15 protein-coding genes are annotated in these 14,322 nt (G+C 69.8%); 5 read left to right on the forward strand and 10 right to left on the reverse strand.

Going from position 1 to position 14,322, the window contains the following annotated elements; all coding sequences use genetic code 11:
- Positions 1–190: 190 nt before the first annotated feature.
- Positions 191–1,822, forward strand: coding sequence for a benzoylformate decarboxylase (gene mdlC, locus K3888_RS02135; protein ID WP_230928564.1), 1,632 nt, complete (start codon positions 191–193; stop codon positions 1,820–1,822).
- 9 nt (positions 1,823–1,831) lie between these two features.
- Here the strand turns inward: mdlC and K3888_RS02140 are convergent, their stop codons facing one another.
- From K3888_RS02140 to K3888_RS02155, 4 genes are all read right to left on the reverse strand, one after another.
- Positions 1,832–2,398: a DUF1648 domain-containing protein gene (locus tag K3888_RS02140; protein ID WP_230928565.1), complete on the reverse strand. Its 567-nt coding sequence runs from the start codon at positions 2,396–2,398 to the stop codon at positions 1,832–1,834.
- 53 nt (positions 2,399–2,451) lie between these two features.
- Positions 2,452–3,687, reverse strand: a complete 1,236-nt coding sequence (purT, locus tag K3888_RS02145; protein WP_230928566.1) for a formate-dependent phosphoribosylglycinamide formyltransferase — start codon at positions 3,685–3,687, stop codon at positions 2,452–2,454.
- A 123-nt stretch (positions 3,688–3,810) separates the two neighbouring features.
- A complete protein-coding gene (locus K3888_RS02150; RefSeq protein ID WP_230928567.1) occupies positions 3,811–4,638 on the reverse strand; it encodes a hypothetical protein in 828 nt (275 codons plus the stop codon).
- 205 nt (positions 4,639–4,843) lie between these two features.
- Positions 4,844–5,587, reverse strand: a complete 744-nt coding sequence (locus K3888_RS02155; RefSeq protein ID WP_230928568.1) for a hypothetical protein — start codon at positions 5,585–5,587, stop codon at positions 4,844–4,846.
- A gap of 242 nt (positions 5,588–5,829) precedes the next feature.
- On the opposite strand from K3888_RS02155, the gene K3888_RS02160 reads away from it, so the two are divergent.
- The 3 genes from K3888_RS02160 (at position 5,830) to K3888_RS02170 (ending at position 7,834) form a co-directional block, all read left to right on the forward strand.
- Positions 5,830–6,927, forward strand: coding sequence for a CaiB/BaiF CoA transferase family protein (locus tag K3888_RS02160; RefSeq protein ID WP_230928569.1), 1,098 nt, complete (start codon positions 5,830–5,832; stop codon positions 6,925–6,927).
- Between the two features lie 2 nt (positions 6,928–6,929).
- Complete coding sequence (locus K3888_RS02165; protein WP_230928570.1) at positions 6,930–7,325, forward strand: GntR family transcriptional regulator; 396 nt, start codon at positions 6,930–6,932, stop codon at positions 7,323–7,325.
- A gap of 221 nt (positions 7,326–7,546) precedes the next feature.
- The gene (locus K3888_RS02170; protein WP_230928571.1) at positions 7,547–7,834 is read left to right on the forward strand and encodes a hypothetical protein; all 288 of its coding nucleotides are present in this window, start codon (positions 7,547–7,549) and stop codon (positions 7,832–7,834) included.
- Between the two features lie 81 nt (positions 7,835–7,915).
- Here K3888_RS02170 and K3888_RS02175 read toward each other — a convergent pair whose 3' ends face one another.
- The 4 genes from K3888_RS02175 to K3888_RS02190 all read right to left on the reverse strand — a co-directional run bounded on the left by K3888_RS02175 (position 7,916) and on the right by K3888_RS02190 (position 11,814).
- Positions 7,916–9,202 (reverse strand): adenylosuccinate synthase, encoded by a 1,287-nt coding sequence (locus tag K3888_RS02175; RefSeq protein WP_230928572.1) that lies wholly within the window; start codon positions 9,200–9,202, stop codon positions 7,916–7,918.
- A gap of 111 nt (positions 9,203–9,313) precedes the next feature.
- Positions 9,314–10,216 (reverse strand): 5-oxoprolinase subunit C family protein, encoded by a 903-nt coding sequence (locus K3888_RS02180; protein WP_230928573.1) that lies wholly within the window; start codon positions 10,214–10,216, stop codon positions 9,314–9,316.
- Entirely contained in the window at positions 10,213–10,974 is a 762-nt protein-coding gene (locus tag K3888_RS02185) for a 5-oxoprolinase subunit B family protein (RefSeq protein WP_230928574.1), read from the reverse strand. Before K3888_RS02185 ends, K3888_RS02180 begins: the two co-directional genes overlap by 4 nt.
- Positions 10,975–10,986: 12 nt before the next feature.
- Positions 10,987–11,814, reverse strand: a complete 828-nt coding sequence (locus tag K3888_RS02190) for a LamB/YcsF family protein (protein WP_230928575.1) — start codon at positions 11,812–11,814, stop codon at positions 10,987–10,989.
- A gap of 131 nt (positions 11,815–11,945) precedes the next feature.
- Between K3888_RS02190 and K3888_RS02195 the strand changes: the two genes are divergently transcribed.
- Positions 11,946–12,602 carry a hypothetical protein gene (locus tag K3888_RS02195; RefSeq protein ID WP_230928576.1) on the forward strand — a complete coding sequence of 219 codons (657 nt, stop codon included), beginning with the start codon at positions 11,946–11,948 and terminating at the stop codon, positions 12,600–12,602.
- On the opposite strand, the gene K3888_RS02200 is transcribed toward K3888_RS02195, so the two are convergent.
- Both K3888_RS02200 and K3888_RS02205 read right to left on the reverse strand, forming a co-directional pair.
- Positions 12,547–13,836, reverse strand: coding sequence for an FUSC family protein (locus tag K3888_RS02200; RefSeq protein ID WP_230928577.1), 1,290 nt, complete (start codon positions 13,834–13,836; stop codon positions 12,547–12,549). The genes K3888_RS02195 and K3888_RS02200 overlap by 56 nt on opposite strands.
- Positions 13,793–14,209, reverse strand: a complete 417-nt coding sequence (locus K3888_RS02205; RefSeq protein ID WP_230928578.1) for a DUF3151 domain-containing protein — start codon at positions 14,207–14,209, stop codon at positions 13,793–13,795. The genes K3888_RS02200 and K3888_RS02205 overlap by 44 nt, the downstream gene beginning before the upstream one ends.
- Between the last annotated feature and the right edge of the window lie 113 nt (positions 14,210–14,322).

Below are 14,322 nucleotides of genomic sequence, written 5' to 3' on the forward strand. Positions count from 1 at the left end.
GCTAGGTGCGGGCAGCGGCCATACAGCGCTCCTGGCAGGGTGCTGTGGATGAGGTGGACGACCATCCACAGGGGCGCTCGCCCCGTCGAACGGTTCCGGCCGATCCTCCCTCCGGCGGCCGACAGCGGTTATAAGGTCTTTATGACGATCTCGTCACTCAGCTGGCGATTCGCCTGGAAGGCAAAATGACATGACCACAGTCCGCGCCGCCACGTTCCGGCTCCTTCGCGAACTGGGGTTGACGACGATCTTCGGCAACCCCGGATCGACCGAGGAGACCTTCCTCGAGAATTTTCCCGACGACTTTCGGTACATACTCGGCCTTCAAGAGGCGAGCGTTGTGGCCGCCGCCGACGGATACGCGCAGGTCACCCGTCGACCTGTGCTCGTCAACGTGCATACCGCGGCCGGGGTGAGCAATGCGCTCGGCACTCTGGACTCGACTTTCCAGAACAAGACGCCGCTCATCCTCACCGCCGGCCAGCAGACCCGCGAGATGCTGCTCCTGGAGCCGTGGCTGGTGAACCCCGATCCGCAGTCGATCGCCTCCCCGTGGGTGAAGTGGGCGCACCAGCCCGCCCGCCCTCAGGATGTGCCGGCAGCATTCATGCGGGCGTACGCGATAGCAATGCAGCCGCCGCAGGGCCCGGTGTTCCTGTCCCTCCCGCTCGACGACTGGGACGCCGAGTCCACCGTCCCCACCGCGGTGCGCAGCGTGACCAGCCGCGTGGCCGCCGACCCCGACCGGTTGGCCGAGTTCGCCGCCGCCTTGGCCAGCGCGGAGAACCCGGTCCTGGTCTTCGGTTCCGACATCGCCCGCGGTGACGGCTGGGCCGAGGCCGTGACGCTGGCCGAGAGGTTGAACGCGCCCGTGTGGGCAGCGCCGTCGAGCGAGCGTGTCCCGTTCCCCGAGGATCACCGTTTGTACGCCGGCGGCCTGCCCTTCGCACAGGGCCTGCTGTCGGAGCGGCTCGCCGGACACGACGTGATCCTGGTGGTGGGCGCCCCCGTGTTCCGCTACTACCCGTGGGTTCCCGGTGCGTACATCCCCGCCGGCTCGCAGCTGCTGCACATCACCGACGACCCGGCCGAGTCCGGTCGCGCCCCGGTGGGTGACAGCCTGGTCTCCGACTCCACGCTGGCGCTGCGCGGACTGGCCGAGATCCTCCCCGACCGCAGTGCCGACACGGTCGTCGACACCCAGGAGCACCGCCTGGCCCCGCACGCCTCCGCCGAGCCGCGCCCCGAGGACCCGGCCGACCACGACCCCCTCACCGCCCGGCAGCTGTTCCGGGTGCTTCGCTCGGCCACCCCCCACGACACCGTGATCGTCCAGGAGTCGCCCTCGAACATCGCCGACCTGCACTCCGAGTGGGAGTTCACCCAGCCGGACAGCTACTTCGCCATGGCCAGCGGCGCCCTCGGCTGGGACCTGCCAGCGGCCGTGGGTATCGCCCTGGCCCAGCGCGACCTCACGACCCACCGGCCGGTGTTGGCGCTCATCGGCGACGGCTCCATGCAGTTCTCCCCCCAGGCCCTCTACACGGCCGTCCGGGAGGAGGTGCCGCTGGTGGTGGTGGTACCCAACAACGGCGAGTACGGCATCCTCAAGGCCTTCGCCGAGTTCCAGAAGAACCCCGGCGTCCCGGGGCTGGACTTGCCCGGACTCAAGCCGCACCTCATCGCTCAGGGCTACGGCGCCACCGGCGTCGTGGCCAGAACTGCTGCCGAGGTTCGGGCCGCACTCGACGGGGCGTGGGAACGCAGCGGGCCGACCGTGATCGAGGTACCCATCGACCCCGCGATCCCGCCGCTGGTCTGACCGATAGCGTCAGACCAGGTCGGGCTGTTCGGCGTAGCGCCCACCGGCGTACATGCGGGCCAACACCGCGAACAGTCCTACGCCGAACACCGCCAGCGAGCCGAACAGCACCCCGTTCGCCATGGAATCCGCCTCCGCCCGCGCGGTCATCGTGATCCCCACCTGGATCGCCACCAGCAGAGCGAGCGTGAGAACCGTGATCAGCCACAGGTCCTCCCGCATCAGCCGCTCGAACCTGCGTAGTCGTGGGCCGGATGTAATCCACCAGTCCCGATTGGGCGCGTTGATGGCCTGCGGCCAACGCAGCACCAGTCGGGCCAGCGACGGCAGCGGAATCACGCACAGCAAGGGGATCAACACCGAGAACGCGAGCGCGCCGTTCTTGCTGGACCAGCCGTCCGCCCGGCCGGAGCCGTCGAAGTGGGTGGGGACCCGGTCGGGCAGGACCATGAACTGCCAGATCACCACCGCCAGCCAGACCGCCACCGCGATGATCGCCAGCACACGGATCCACGGTGCAGTGGGCTCACGCGGTAGGTCGCGGGCTTCATCGATCGGCGAACTCGTCGTCGTCATATGTCGGACCCCTCGGGCACACTCGTCGCCATGATCAGTACCGCGCGCGGCACCTACTTCACCACCCGCACGAGCGACGCGGCCTTGCGGGCGCGCTCGAGGGCGGTCTCGATGTTCTCGGCGGTGGCCACCGCCACGCCCATGCGGCGGAACTCGCTGGTCGAGGGCTTGCCGAACAGGCGGAGGTCGGCTTCCGGCACAGCCATCGCCGCGGCCACGCCAGTGAAACCCACCCCCTCTGCCTCCATCCCGCCGTAGACGACCGCGGACGCGCCCGGGCTGGACATGGTCGTGACGACCGGCAGGCCCAGTACGGCGCGGGCGTGCATCTCGAACTCGCTGAGCACCTGACTGCGTAGCGTGACCAGACCGGTGTCGTGAGGGCGGGGGCTGACCTCGGAGAAGTACACGTCGACGCCTTTGACGAAGAGCTCGACACCGAACACGCCGACCCCGCCGAGCGCGCCCGTGATCCGCGCCGCGACCGAGCGCGCCGAGTCGTAGGCGTCCTGGGTCATGGCCTGCGGCTGCCACGACTCCACGTAGTCCCCACGCTCCTGGGTGTGGCCGATCGGCTCGCAGAAATCGGTGCGGATCCGACCGGTCTCCGGGTCCACGCTGCGGACGGTGAGCAGGGTGATCTCGTACTCGAAGTCGACGAACGACTCCACGATCACGCGCGCCCCCGCGACGCGGGCGCCGGACTGCGCGTAGTTCCATGCCGCCTCGACGTCGTCGGGACCGTCGAGGGAGGACTGTCCCTTGCCCGACGACGACATCGTCGGCTTCACAAGGCACGGATACCCGGTCGTGTCGCAGGCCTCGCGTAGCTCCTCGAGCGACGAGGCGAAGGCGTACCGACTGGTGGGCAGGCCCAGCTCCTCGGCGGCGAGGCGGCGGATGCCTTCGCGATCCATGGTCAGCCTGACCGCCCGCGCGGTGGGCACGACTCGCGCCAGACCTTCGCGCTCGATCTCCTCGAGCGCAGTGGTGGCGATGGCCTCGATCTCGGGCAGGATCACCTGCGGCCGCTCCAGCTCCACGACCCGACGGACCTCGTCGGCATTCGTCATGTCGATCGTGTGGGAGCGGTGAGAGACCTGGTGGGCAGGGGCGCCGTCGTAGCGGTCGACGGCGATCACCTCCACGCCCAAGCGCTGGAGTGCGATCGCCACCTCCTTGCCCAACTCGCCGGAGCCGAGCAGCATCACGCGTGTGGCCTCCGGCGCACCGGGGGTGCCGAAGCGGTCCGTGACGGGCGGAGCCAGGGGATCATGCGCGCTGGTCATGGCACACAGGCTAGTAGATGACGGCAGACGACCCCGGACGGTCTACCCGCCGTGTGACGGGGCCCTCCCGGGGTCGCTGCCTTGTCTGGTCAGTGCACCACGGCGGCGCCCACCCGGAGACGGTCACTCGGCGGGTGTGATCGGTGACTCCTCGTCACTGGGGGCCAGCGAGCCGAGTGCGCCTGCACCGAAACCGACACTGCCACCCGAGATCGAGCCGGCCGAGACCACGTCGAGCGAGCCGCCGGGGATCTTGTCATTGATCTGGTCGGCGACGACCTGCTTGTCGATGCCGAAGTAGATGTTGGGACGTGTACTGAAATCCACAGCACCTCTCGTACAGACAATTCCTGCGGCAGCGGGGGTTTCCGGCACGGAGGTGCTCCACGACACCGACTTGCCCGGGGTCAGCGTGACGGCTTCTGCCGGGAATTCGGGGTTATTGAAGTCAAACAGGAGGTCGAGGACCTCTTCTTCGATATCGTTCGGAACGGCCGGGTCATCGGCCCGCACGATCGGGCTTCCGGCCTCGTCACCGAGCAGGATGGACACGTCAGGCCCGGCTTCGATCGCAGTGATGACCTTGATGCCCTCGGATAGCTGCGTCTTGTCGAAGTCAACGTCGATGTCTCCGTCGACGATCGTGGAGTACGGCGTCACGAAGCCCACGCACCGGTCATTTTCCGTTCCCTCGTTGGTATAGGTGACCGTGGCACCGCCGCCGCTGTTAGGCGTGACCGTGACGGGGCCATTGAGTGCCTCGGCAGCGATCGCCAGATCACCGATCGTGCCTCCGAGACCTAGACCGCTGCTGGACAGGGAACCTGATGAGCCGGATCCCGAACCCGAACCGGAATCGTCGGTGTCAGCGAGAGCGATCCCGCCTCCTGACGACGCGGCGAGAAGTGCTGCCGCGGCGACCGCGGTGAATGCACGTGCACGAAACTGCATAGGATTCCTAACAGGAAGGGCGCAGCGTCTCGCTCTCCGCGCCAAAAGGGTGTGGCGCCGAAGTGGCAACCGCCGAAAGTGTTACACATCACACCTTTTGGTTACACTCCCAAATTGAACATTCTTAGTTTTTTGTAATGTTCCTGGCGAATGCACGCGCCGATAGCTTAAGAACGTCCTTCGCAGTGAGAAGTCCCAGCGGGTGTCAACTCCCAAGCGAACCCAGCAGGTTCGTTCCCATTTCGAGACTGCCGTCCGACACCGACCCGGCTGTGACCGAGCCTCCCGGGAGGATCCCATTGACCTGGTCGACGACGCCCTGCGGATCGACCCCGATTCGCAGGACGATCGACGCGGAGCGCTCCTCAGGGTCCGTGACGGAATCGGGGATACAGAACACGGCGGCAATCGCGGGCGTCTCGGGAGAGGGCGCCGTCCACGTCGCGGTAGCTCCGCCATCCACGCCCAAGCCGCCCCTGCCTGAAACCAGCATCGAGATCGCTTCCGGAAGCCCGTCGTACTCATTGACCTCATAGGCGACCGGGCCGCCGCCGAGGCCGGCACTCAATCCCGAGACGCCACCCATCTCTTGGATCTCGCGAACCTTCGGGATCAGGTCTGCTGGCGGCTCATCCCCGGTGAGATCGAGGCCGACCTGGAGAACGGACCGGTACGGCATCGCGGCGCCCACGCACTTCTCGCCAGCTCCGGTGGCATTGGAATAGGCCACGGTCGGGCCACCATCAGAATTCTGAGTAACCTTCACGGGACCCTTGAGCGCCACTGCCGCGAGCTCGAGCCCCGCGGCAACCTCGGACGAGCCTTGGGCCGCGGAACTGCCGGCCCCCGCGAGGACCGCGCCTGATGCGAGTGCCAAGACCGATGTGCCGACGAGAATTCTCTTGAATGAGGACATGGAGGGGTTCCTAACAAAGAGGGCGAACCACACCGGTCGCGGAGCGGCCCTTCAGGCGATCGGACCGCCGCCTGTGCACAGTGTCACACGGATTAACTCACCGGACCCGAACAAGTCAGCATCGCTACCAATAACTTCGCGTGCCTTCCCCGGCGTTTATCGTCACCCGTCCCTGGGGCCCCATCAGCACCGCCGCGGCGCCGGGTGACCTACGCGAACCGCCCGCGCTTCGGAGGCGATAGCGTGTGGGGAAAGCCACACGAAAGGGCACACCTGTGACCACTGCATCTACCGGCCCACTCGCCGGCATCCGTGTCGTCGAACTCAACGGCATCGGCCCCGGCCCGCACGCCTGCATGATGATGGCCGACCTGGGCGCCGACGTAGTGACCGTCATGCGTCCGGGCGAACTGGCCACCCAGGTCGACGGCTGGGCGCACATCACCCGTCGCGGCCGGACTGTTGTGGAGGCGAACCTCAAGAGCGACGAGGGCCTGGCGCAGGTGCGCGGCCTGATCGCCAAGGCAGACGTGCTGGTCGAAGGCTTCCGCCCCGGGGTCACCGAGCGCATGGGCCTGGGCCCCGACGAGTGCCTCGAACTCAACCCGCGGCTGGTGTACGCGCGCATGACCGGCTGGGGACAGTTCGGGCCGCTCGCCCACACGGCTGGTCACGACCTCAACTACATCTCGCTCACCGGCCACCTCAACGCGACCGCCCGCAAGGGCGAGCGCCCCGTGCCCCCACTGAACCTCGTGGGCGATTTCGGTGGCGGGTCGATGTTCCTCATCCAGGGCATCCTCGCGGCGATCATCGAGCGCTCGACCTCCGGAATCGGCCAGGTCATCGACGCCGCTATGACCGACGGCGCTTCGGTGCTGGGCCAGTTCCAGTGGGCCATGCGCGGCCGCGATCAGTGGTCGGACGTCGCCGGAACGAACATGCTCGACACGGGATACCCGTTCTACGACGTCTACACCTGCTCGGACGGCAAGTTCATGGCCGTCGGCGCGCTTGAGCCCCAGTTCTACGCCGAGTTCACCCGCATTCTCGGCATCGACGGCGACGAGGTCCCCGGCCAGTTCGACGTGGACCGCTGGGACGAGTTGCGAGAGATCATCGCCGGCACGTTCGCGGAGAAGACTCGCGACGAGTGGGCCGAGCAGTTCTACGGCACCGACGCCTGCACCACTCCGGTTCTGACCTACACGGAATCGCTGGACCACCCCCACAACGTGGCGCGCGAGACCTTCGTCGACGTCAACGGCGACATGGGCCCGGCGCCCGCGCCGCGATTCTCGCGCACCCCTGCCGCCCCGGTCCCGGCCGCGCCGCCGCGCGAGGTGACCGACATCGACCAGGTCTGGGTCTGATCATGAGCGAAGCGGGGGTCGGCTCGCAGGTTGACGGGATCATTCTGGCACTGGACCCACACTCGACCGAGCCACCGTTTCGCCAGCTCAAGGGGCAGATCGTCGAGGCCATCCGCCGTGGAACGCTGACCCCCGGGACCCGCATGCCGGCGATCCGCACCATGGCGACTGAGGTCGGGATCGCGGCAAGGACGGCAGCCAAGGTCTACAGCGAACTCGAAGAGGCGGGAATGTTGGAGGGCCGCGGCCGCTCGGGAACCTTCGTCACGGCTCCCGATCTGACGAGCGCAGTTCTGACCCGTGCCGCCGAGGAGTTCGCCGAACGGGCCGTCGGCTCTGGTTTCACGTTGAACGAGGCGATCACGGCGGTTCGTGTCGCCTATAGCCACGTCGACTGATCAGTCTCGCCTCCTTCGATTGGTCGCGATCCTGCAGGCATCGACCGACCAGAGAGGGTGCGAATCCCTCGCGGCAACCGGGCCCGATCGACTCGGCCGACTCGATCAACCGGGCCCGACCGACTCGACTGGGCCGCCCTTCCTGTCCAGCAGTGAGCCGCGACGCCGTGAAATGCGGCACTCTCGGTAATGCCCCTGTCAACGCACCCGATAGGACGTACATGAACAAAACCCGCACCGGTTCCCTCGTTGCCGCCCTCGCACTGACCGCCGCCACCGTGGCCGCCGCCCCCGCCCATGCCGCCCCGGCTGCCACCGTGGATTCGGCAACAGTTCAGTACGACACGACCGGCGCCGAGTCCTCCGCCAGCGGGTCCTTGGAGAACGAGGCCGTACAGGTGGGGCTGGTCCTCATCGCCGGCATCGGCGTCTCGATCGCGTTGGCGGTCGGCGCGGGCATCGGTGGCGGCGCGATCGAACTCCCGCCGTTCCCCGGGCTCCCGGTCTAAGCGCCCACGCAACGAGAAAGGCGCCCCGCACCCTTCAGAAGAAGGGTGCGGGGCGCTCGTCAGCTCGCGCGGCGAACAGCCTCACGCCAGGATGTCGCGCCGCACCACGTTCTGGTCACGGCCGGGCCCCACGCCGATGTACGACATGTGGCAGCCGGCCAGCTCCTCGAGCCGCAGCACGTAATCACGAGCCTCGGGCGGCAGATCCTCGAAGACGCGGGCTCCGGTGATGTCCTCTTCCCAGCCCGGCATGGTCTCGTAGATCGGCTCGGCGTGGTGGAAGTCGGTCTGCGACATGGGCATCTCGTCGTGCCGCACGCCGTCCACGTCGTAGGCCACACAGATCGGGATCTCGCCGATGCCGGTGAGCACGTCCAGCTTCGTCAGGAAGTAGTCGGTGAAGCCGTTGACGCGCGCAGCGTACCGGGCGATCACGGCGTCGTACCAACCACAGCGGCGGGTGCGGCCAGTGTTGACGCCCACCTCACCGCCGGTGACCTGCAGGTACTCGCCCCACTTGTCGAACAGCTCGGTGGGGAACGGCCCGGCGCCCACACGGGTGGTGTACGCCTTGACGATGCCCAGCGAGTGGGTGATCTTGGTGGGCCCGATGCCCGAGCCCACGCAGGCGCCACCGGCGGTCGGGTTGGACGACGTCACGAACGGGTAGGTGCCGTGGTCCACGTCGAGCATGGTGGCCTGGCCGCCCTCCATGAGCACGGACTCGCCGCGCTCGAGCGCCTGGTTGAGCATGAGCGTGGTGTCGGCGACCATCGGCCGCAGACGGTCGGCATAGCCGCGGAAGTACTCGACCATCTCCTCGACCTCGACCGCGCGACGGTTGTAGATCTTGACCAGGATCTGGTTCTTGAGGTGCAGCGCGCCCTCGATCTTCTGCCGCAGGATCGACTCGTCGAACACGTCCTGGACGCGGATCCCCACGCGCGAGACCTTGTCGGCGTAGGTGGGGCCGATGCCGCGCCCGGTGGTGCCGATGGCCTTCTTGCCCAGGAACCGCTCGGTGACCTTGTCGAGCTGCTGGTGGTACGGCGCCACGAGGTGCGCGTCGGCGGAGATCCGCAGGCGGGAGGTGTCGGCGCCGCGCGCCTGCAGTCCCTCGATCTCCTCGAAGAGCGCCTCCAGGTTGACCACCACGCCGTTGCCGATCACCGGCACGGCGGTGGGCGAGAGGATGCCGGCGGGCAGGAGCTTGAGCTCGTACTTCTCACCGCCCACCACGACGGTGTGGCCGGCGTTGTTCCCGCCGTTGGGCTTGACCACGTAGTCCACGTGGCCGCCCAGGATGTCGGTGGCCTTACCCTTGCCCTCGTCGCCCCACTGGGCGCCGATCAGAACGATCGCTGGCATGGTTCGCATTCACCTCGAATGAGTCGTCGTCACGGTGCACCGGCGTCAGACACCTGACAGCGAATCCGCGCACACCAACGCCCCAGAATAGTCCGTACCGCCGTGAACACCCTAGTCGGCGACGCCTCGCAGCCTGCGGAATCGCACCGGCGTTCCCGGTAGAAGCTGCGAGATCGCGTCCGCGGACCGCGCGGTGAGCACACCGATGACGGGGTACCCGCCGGTCACCGGGTGGTCGGGGCCGAACACCACGGGCGCGCCGTCGGCCGGTATCTGTACCGCGCCGCGCACCATGCCCTCACTGGGGATCTCTGCGCGGGCCAGCCGCGGGACGGGCCGCGCGGGGTCGATGCGCACGCCCACCCGGTCGGCGTGCCCGCTGACGTGCCCGGTCAGGGCGAGCACGTCCCACGCCTCGGCGGGGAACAGGTCGTCGCGCGGCCCGGGGATCACGTCCAGCTCGACGCCCACGTCACCGCTGGTGGGCCCGATGCTGCCGCCCACCGCGGGGTGCCAGCCCTCGGCCCACGGCCCCGCCACGAGGTCGCCCACGCCGAGCCGGTTCCCCGCGACGACGGGTGGCGGCCCCAGCGCGGCGAGGGTGTCGCGCGACCGACTTCCCAGCACGGGGGCCACGTCGAAGCCTCCGCGCACGGCTAGGTAGGCCCGCAACCCGGCGTCGGGACGCCCGATCTCCAGCGTCGCCCCGGCCTCGAGCCGGAGAACTTCGCCCGTGGCGGCGGTGCGGCGAGAGCCGCCGGGGGAGACGACGACGACAACGCCCACCGCCCCCGTCACCGCCACCACCGCCGGGACATCGGTCTGCATGGTCAGCCCGCCGAGCAGCACCTCGAGCACGGCGGCCGCGGGGTCGGTGCCGACAGCCCGCAAGGCGGTGGCCGCGGCGGCGCGATCTGCGGCTCCCGAGGCGGTCACCCCGATGTCGGCGTGCCCGGGTCGGCCCAGGTCCTGCATGAGCACCGATGGCCCGGCCCGGAGCACCAGCAGGCTCATCTCGCCCCTCCGGCGCTGCCGGTGTCGGTGCTGCCGGTGCTCCCGGCGCCGTCCGCACTGATGTCACGGAATCGCACGTGCGTGCCGGGCGCGAGCAGGGCAGGCTGCGGACGATCGATGTCCCACAGTCGCGCGTCGGTGGTGCCGAGCAGTCGCCACCCGCCAGGTGAAGCGCCGGGGTAGACGGCGCAGAACCGGTCGGCCACGGCCACCGATCCCGCCGGCACCTTCGGCCGCGGCGAATCCAGCCGCGGGACCGTCGGCATCGGCCCGGGACCCGCATCAGCGCCGGCATCGAGTCCACCGGTATCGAGTTCGCGCGCGTCGACGAGGTAGAAGAAGCCCGGAGCGAACCCGCCGAACGCGGCCTTCCACGTGATCGAGGTGTGCATCCGGACGAACGCCTCAACGGAGACGCCGGCCAACTCGGCGACGTCAGCCAGATCGGGACCGACATAGCGGACACCCAGCGTCACCGCACCAGCTGCAGCCCCAGCGCCGGCTTCGACGCCTGCCCCCGCGGGTTCGGAGCGCGCCGTGGGGCCGGCGGCGAGCAGGGCCTCCAGCGCCCGCCGCAGCCGCGGCAGATCGGCGGCACCGCGGGCGGTCACCAGCACGGTGCGAGCGGCCGCCACCACGTCCACCGCCCCAAGACGCGCGGCCCCGATCTCCTCGGCCCACCCGACCGCCGCCGCGAGATCCGCGCACTCCAGCAACAGCGCGGCCTCTCCGCAGGGGCGGATCCTCGTCGTCGTCATGGCGGACCGGACCTACCCGGACCCGGCCGGCTCCACGAACGGCGCCACCTCCACGCCGGCGGCCTCCAGGTCGCCCCGCACCCGGCGGGCCAGGTCGAGCGCGCCGGGGGTGTCGCCGTGCACGCACACCGACGCCGCGTCGATCATCACGTGGGCCCCGCCCGCGGCGGTGATCTCCTGACCGGTCGCCATCGCCACCACGCGCGCGGCAACCTGGCCCGGGTCGGTCAGGACCGCGCCCGGCTCGCCGCGGGGCATCAGAGTGCCGTCGGGCCGATACCCGCGGTCGGCGAACGCCTCCGCCACCGCCCGCACCCCTGCGGCCGCCGCGTGGTCGAGCACGACCGACCCCGGCAGTCCGAGCACCGGCAGCGGCTCCTCGCGGGCCAACTCGGCGTAGCGCAATACGGCGTCCACCACGCCGGCCGCCTGCTCCGCGTCGTGGACAATACGGTTGTAGAGGGCGCCGTGGGGCTTGAGGTAGCGCACCCGCGTGCCGTGGCGGCGGGCGGCCATGTCGAGCTCCTCCAGCTGGAACTGCACCAGGCGGGCGACCTCCTCACGCGACAGGTCCTGCGCCACCCGCCCGAAGTTGGCCCCGTCCCGGTACGAGGGGTGCGCGCCCAGCGCCACGCCCCGCTGCGCGGCGGCCACGGCGGTGGCATTCATGGTGGGCCGGTTCCCGGCGTGGAACCCACAGGCGACGTTGGCCGAGGTCACCACGTCGAGCAGCGCGGCATCGTCCGGGTCGGGGCCGGCCCAGGGCGCGAGCGACGCGGCCCAGCGCGGCGTCCCCCGGCGGGCCTCGCCGAGGTCGCAGTTGAGGTCGATCCTGCGCATCCCTCCATCCTGCCCCACATGCCGAGTCCGGTCCGGCACTCCGGCCGTGGTTCGGCCCCGTCGCGGGCCCCGCCCCGCCGGCGACAACCCCTGGTTCGCCCCCGCGGCCCGGGACGGTCATGATGGAGGTCATGATCGTCATCCGCTGCGGCTCGACGCCGGTCCCGACGGTCCTGGGTGAGCACTCGCGCATCGAGGTGAGCGAGGTGCCCGACAAGGACGAGATCAACCGGGCGCTGGCAGAGGTCGGGACCCGGCGCCGCCTACTGGTGTGCGGCACCGACGCCGGCCTGTCCGCGCTGCTCACGCGCCTGATGCGCACGGAGAATCTCGATGTGGAGGTCGCCTACATCGCCGAGGACGCCACACCTGCCACGCGCGCCTACGGACTGCCGACGGGGTCGGCGGCAGCGAAGCTGGGCGTGCAGGGCCGGGCGCACGAGGTGCCGTTGGTGCGCGACGAGACCGGGGCGGTGCTGGTGGGCGAGGCCACCGTGACCGGTACCGGCGACGACGTGCTGGTGGGCGAGGCCTACGCCGACGACGACAGGGTCTTCACCGGCAAGGTCGACGCCCTCACGGTCCGCGTCTCCCGCGACATGCCGGGAGTTCGCGCCACCGCGGACCGGCCGCGCAGGTTCCGGCGTCGGCAGTGGTTCCAGGCGCGCGCCGTCCAGGTGGGTACGCCCGGCGCGCTGATCACCCGCGACGGCATCACCGCGCGGCGGCCGGTCAAGAGGACGACCTTTTACCGTCATATCGAGCCATTGAGGCTCGTGTTGCCTTGAACGGAGGCAGTACCGACGTCGGCCGGTCCGGCGAATCGGGCCACTCCTCGAGCAACTCCGGCTCCACCGACGGGGTCCGCACGGTCGGCGGCAGGGTGGCCACGGCCGAGATCTTGCTCAACCCCGCCACCTGCATCATGTCCACCAGGACCGAGCGGACCTGTGCCAGCATCACGGTCTCGGTCAGGCCCGGGTCGAACAGCAGCTCACGCTTGGCGCGCGAGGCCACGGCCCGCAGCTCGCGGTGGACCTGCGCGTCCTTGGGCGCTTCCGGATCGTTCGCCACCCGCCGCGCCAGCAGCTCCATCGCCTCCGAGAGCGACCTGAGCAGCGCGACCAGCGCGGGCGGCACGTCCACCTGGTCGTCCACGGCGACGATCGCCCGTCGCGCGAGCACGCGGATGTTACGGATGCCGTTGTCCAGCGGGTTGAGGACCGCCGCGAGCGTGACCTCCTCGGGTCTGCGCCGCCGGTAGAACGGCGAGATCTTCACGAGCTCGCGCGCCCCGGCGAGCTGCTCCTCGATCGCGTCGATCGCCGGCTGGGTGTCGCGGGCGTCCTGCAGCGCGTGGCGGATCCTGTCCGAATCGCGGGTTTCCAACCCGTCAGCGACCTCTGCGAGCACCGACGACGCCACGCCCAGCAGCGACGCGGCCTCGCGGCGGACCCGCTTGAGGGGGTGGACCGGCATCAGCGCCATGAGGAGCAGCGCCACGGCGCCGCCGACGGACGCGTCGACCATCCGCTCGTACCCGCCGGTACTGCCCGGCGGCAGGAGCGTGGCCACGAGGATCGCCGAGGACGCCGCCTGGGTCCCCACCAGGGCGCCCCGGTCGAGGAACACCGCCGCCGACATCGCCAGCACCACCACGGCCGTGATCTGCCACGGCCCCGAGCCGATATGCGCGATGAGCAGGTCGCCCAGGCCGACGCCCACCACGACGCCGATCACGAGTTCGATGCCGCGGCGCACCCGCCGGCCCATGCCGATACCCAGCGCGATGGCCGCGGAGATGGGCGCGAAGAACGGTCGCGGGTGGTGCAGGAGGTCGTTGGCGATGAACCAGGCCAGCCCCGCGGCGATACCGCACTGCAGGATCGGCAGGAATGCGTACGCCAGACGCCGGCTCCGCGTCCTCAGCGGAACCGGCAGCGCCGCGTAAACGCCTAGCGCGCGGGCGTCGAGTCGGTCACGCCAGGCCGAGAGGCGCGGCGGCGTGCGGGTCTGACTCATTGATCAGGTCCAGACAACGGATGTACTCGTCCTCCTCGCCGATGGTCTGCGCGGCACGGGCCAGTGCGGCGACGGCGCGCAGGAATCCCCGGTTGGGCTCATGGTCGTACGGCACCGGGCCGAAGCCCTTCCAGCCGTGGCGGCGCAGCTGGTCGAGGCCGCGATGGTAGCCGGTGCGGGCGAACGCGTACGCCGACACCGCGTCATCGGCGTCCAGCGCGCGCTCGGCCAGCTCCGCCCACGCGATCGATGCCGACGGGTGCGAGGCCGCCACCGTGCGGGGATCGGACCCCGCGGCTAGGGCGTCCTCCGCCTCCGGGTCGCCGGTCAGACGGGTGGGCGGGGGGCCGAGAAGGTCTCCGAACTGGGTCATGCGCTCCATTGTCCATGATTCCGCCGAGCGACTGTCCGCGCGCGTGCAGGGACCACCCGTTCCAGACCACATCACCGCTGGTTGAGACGTCACATACGCAGGAGATGGGGGAA

The organism is Dietzia aurantiaca, assembly GCF_021033825.1.
Lineage (GTDB): Bacteria > Actinomycetota > Actinomycetes > Mycobacteriales > Mycobacteriaceae > Dietzia > Dietzia aurantiaca.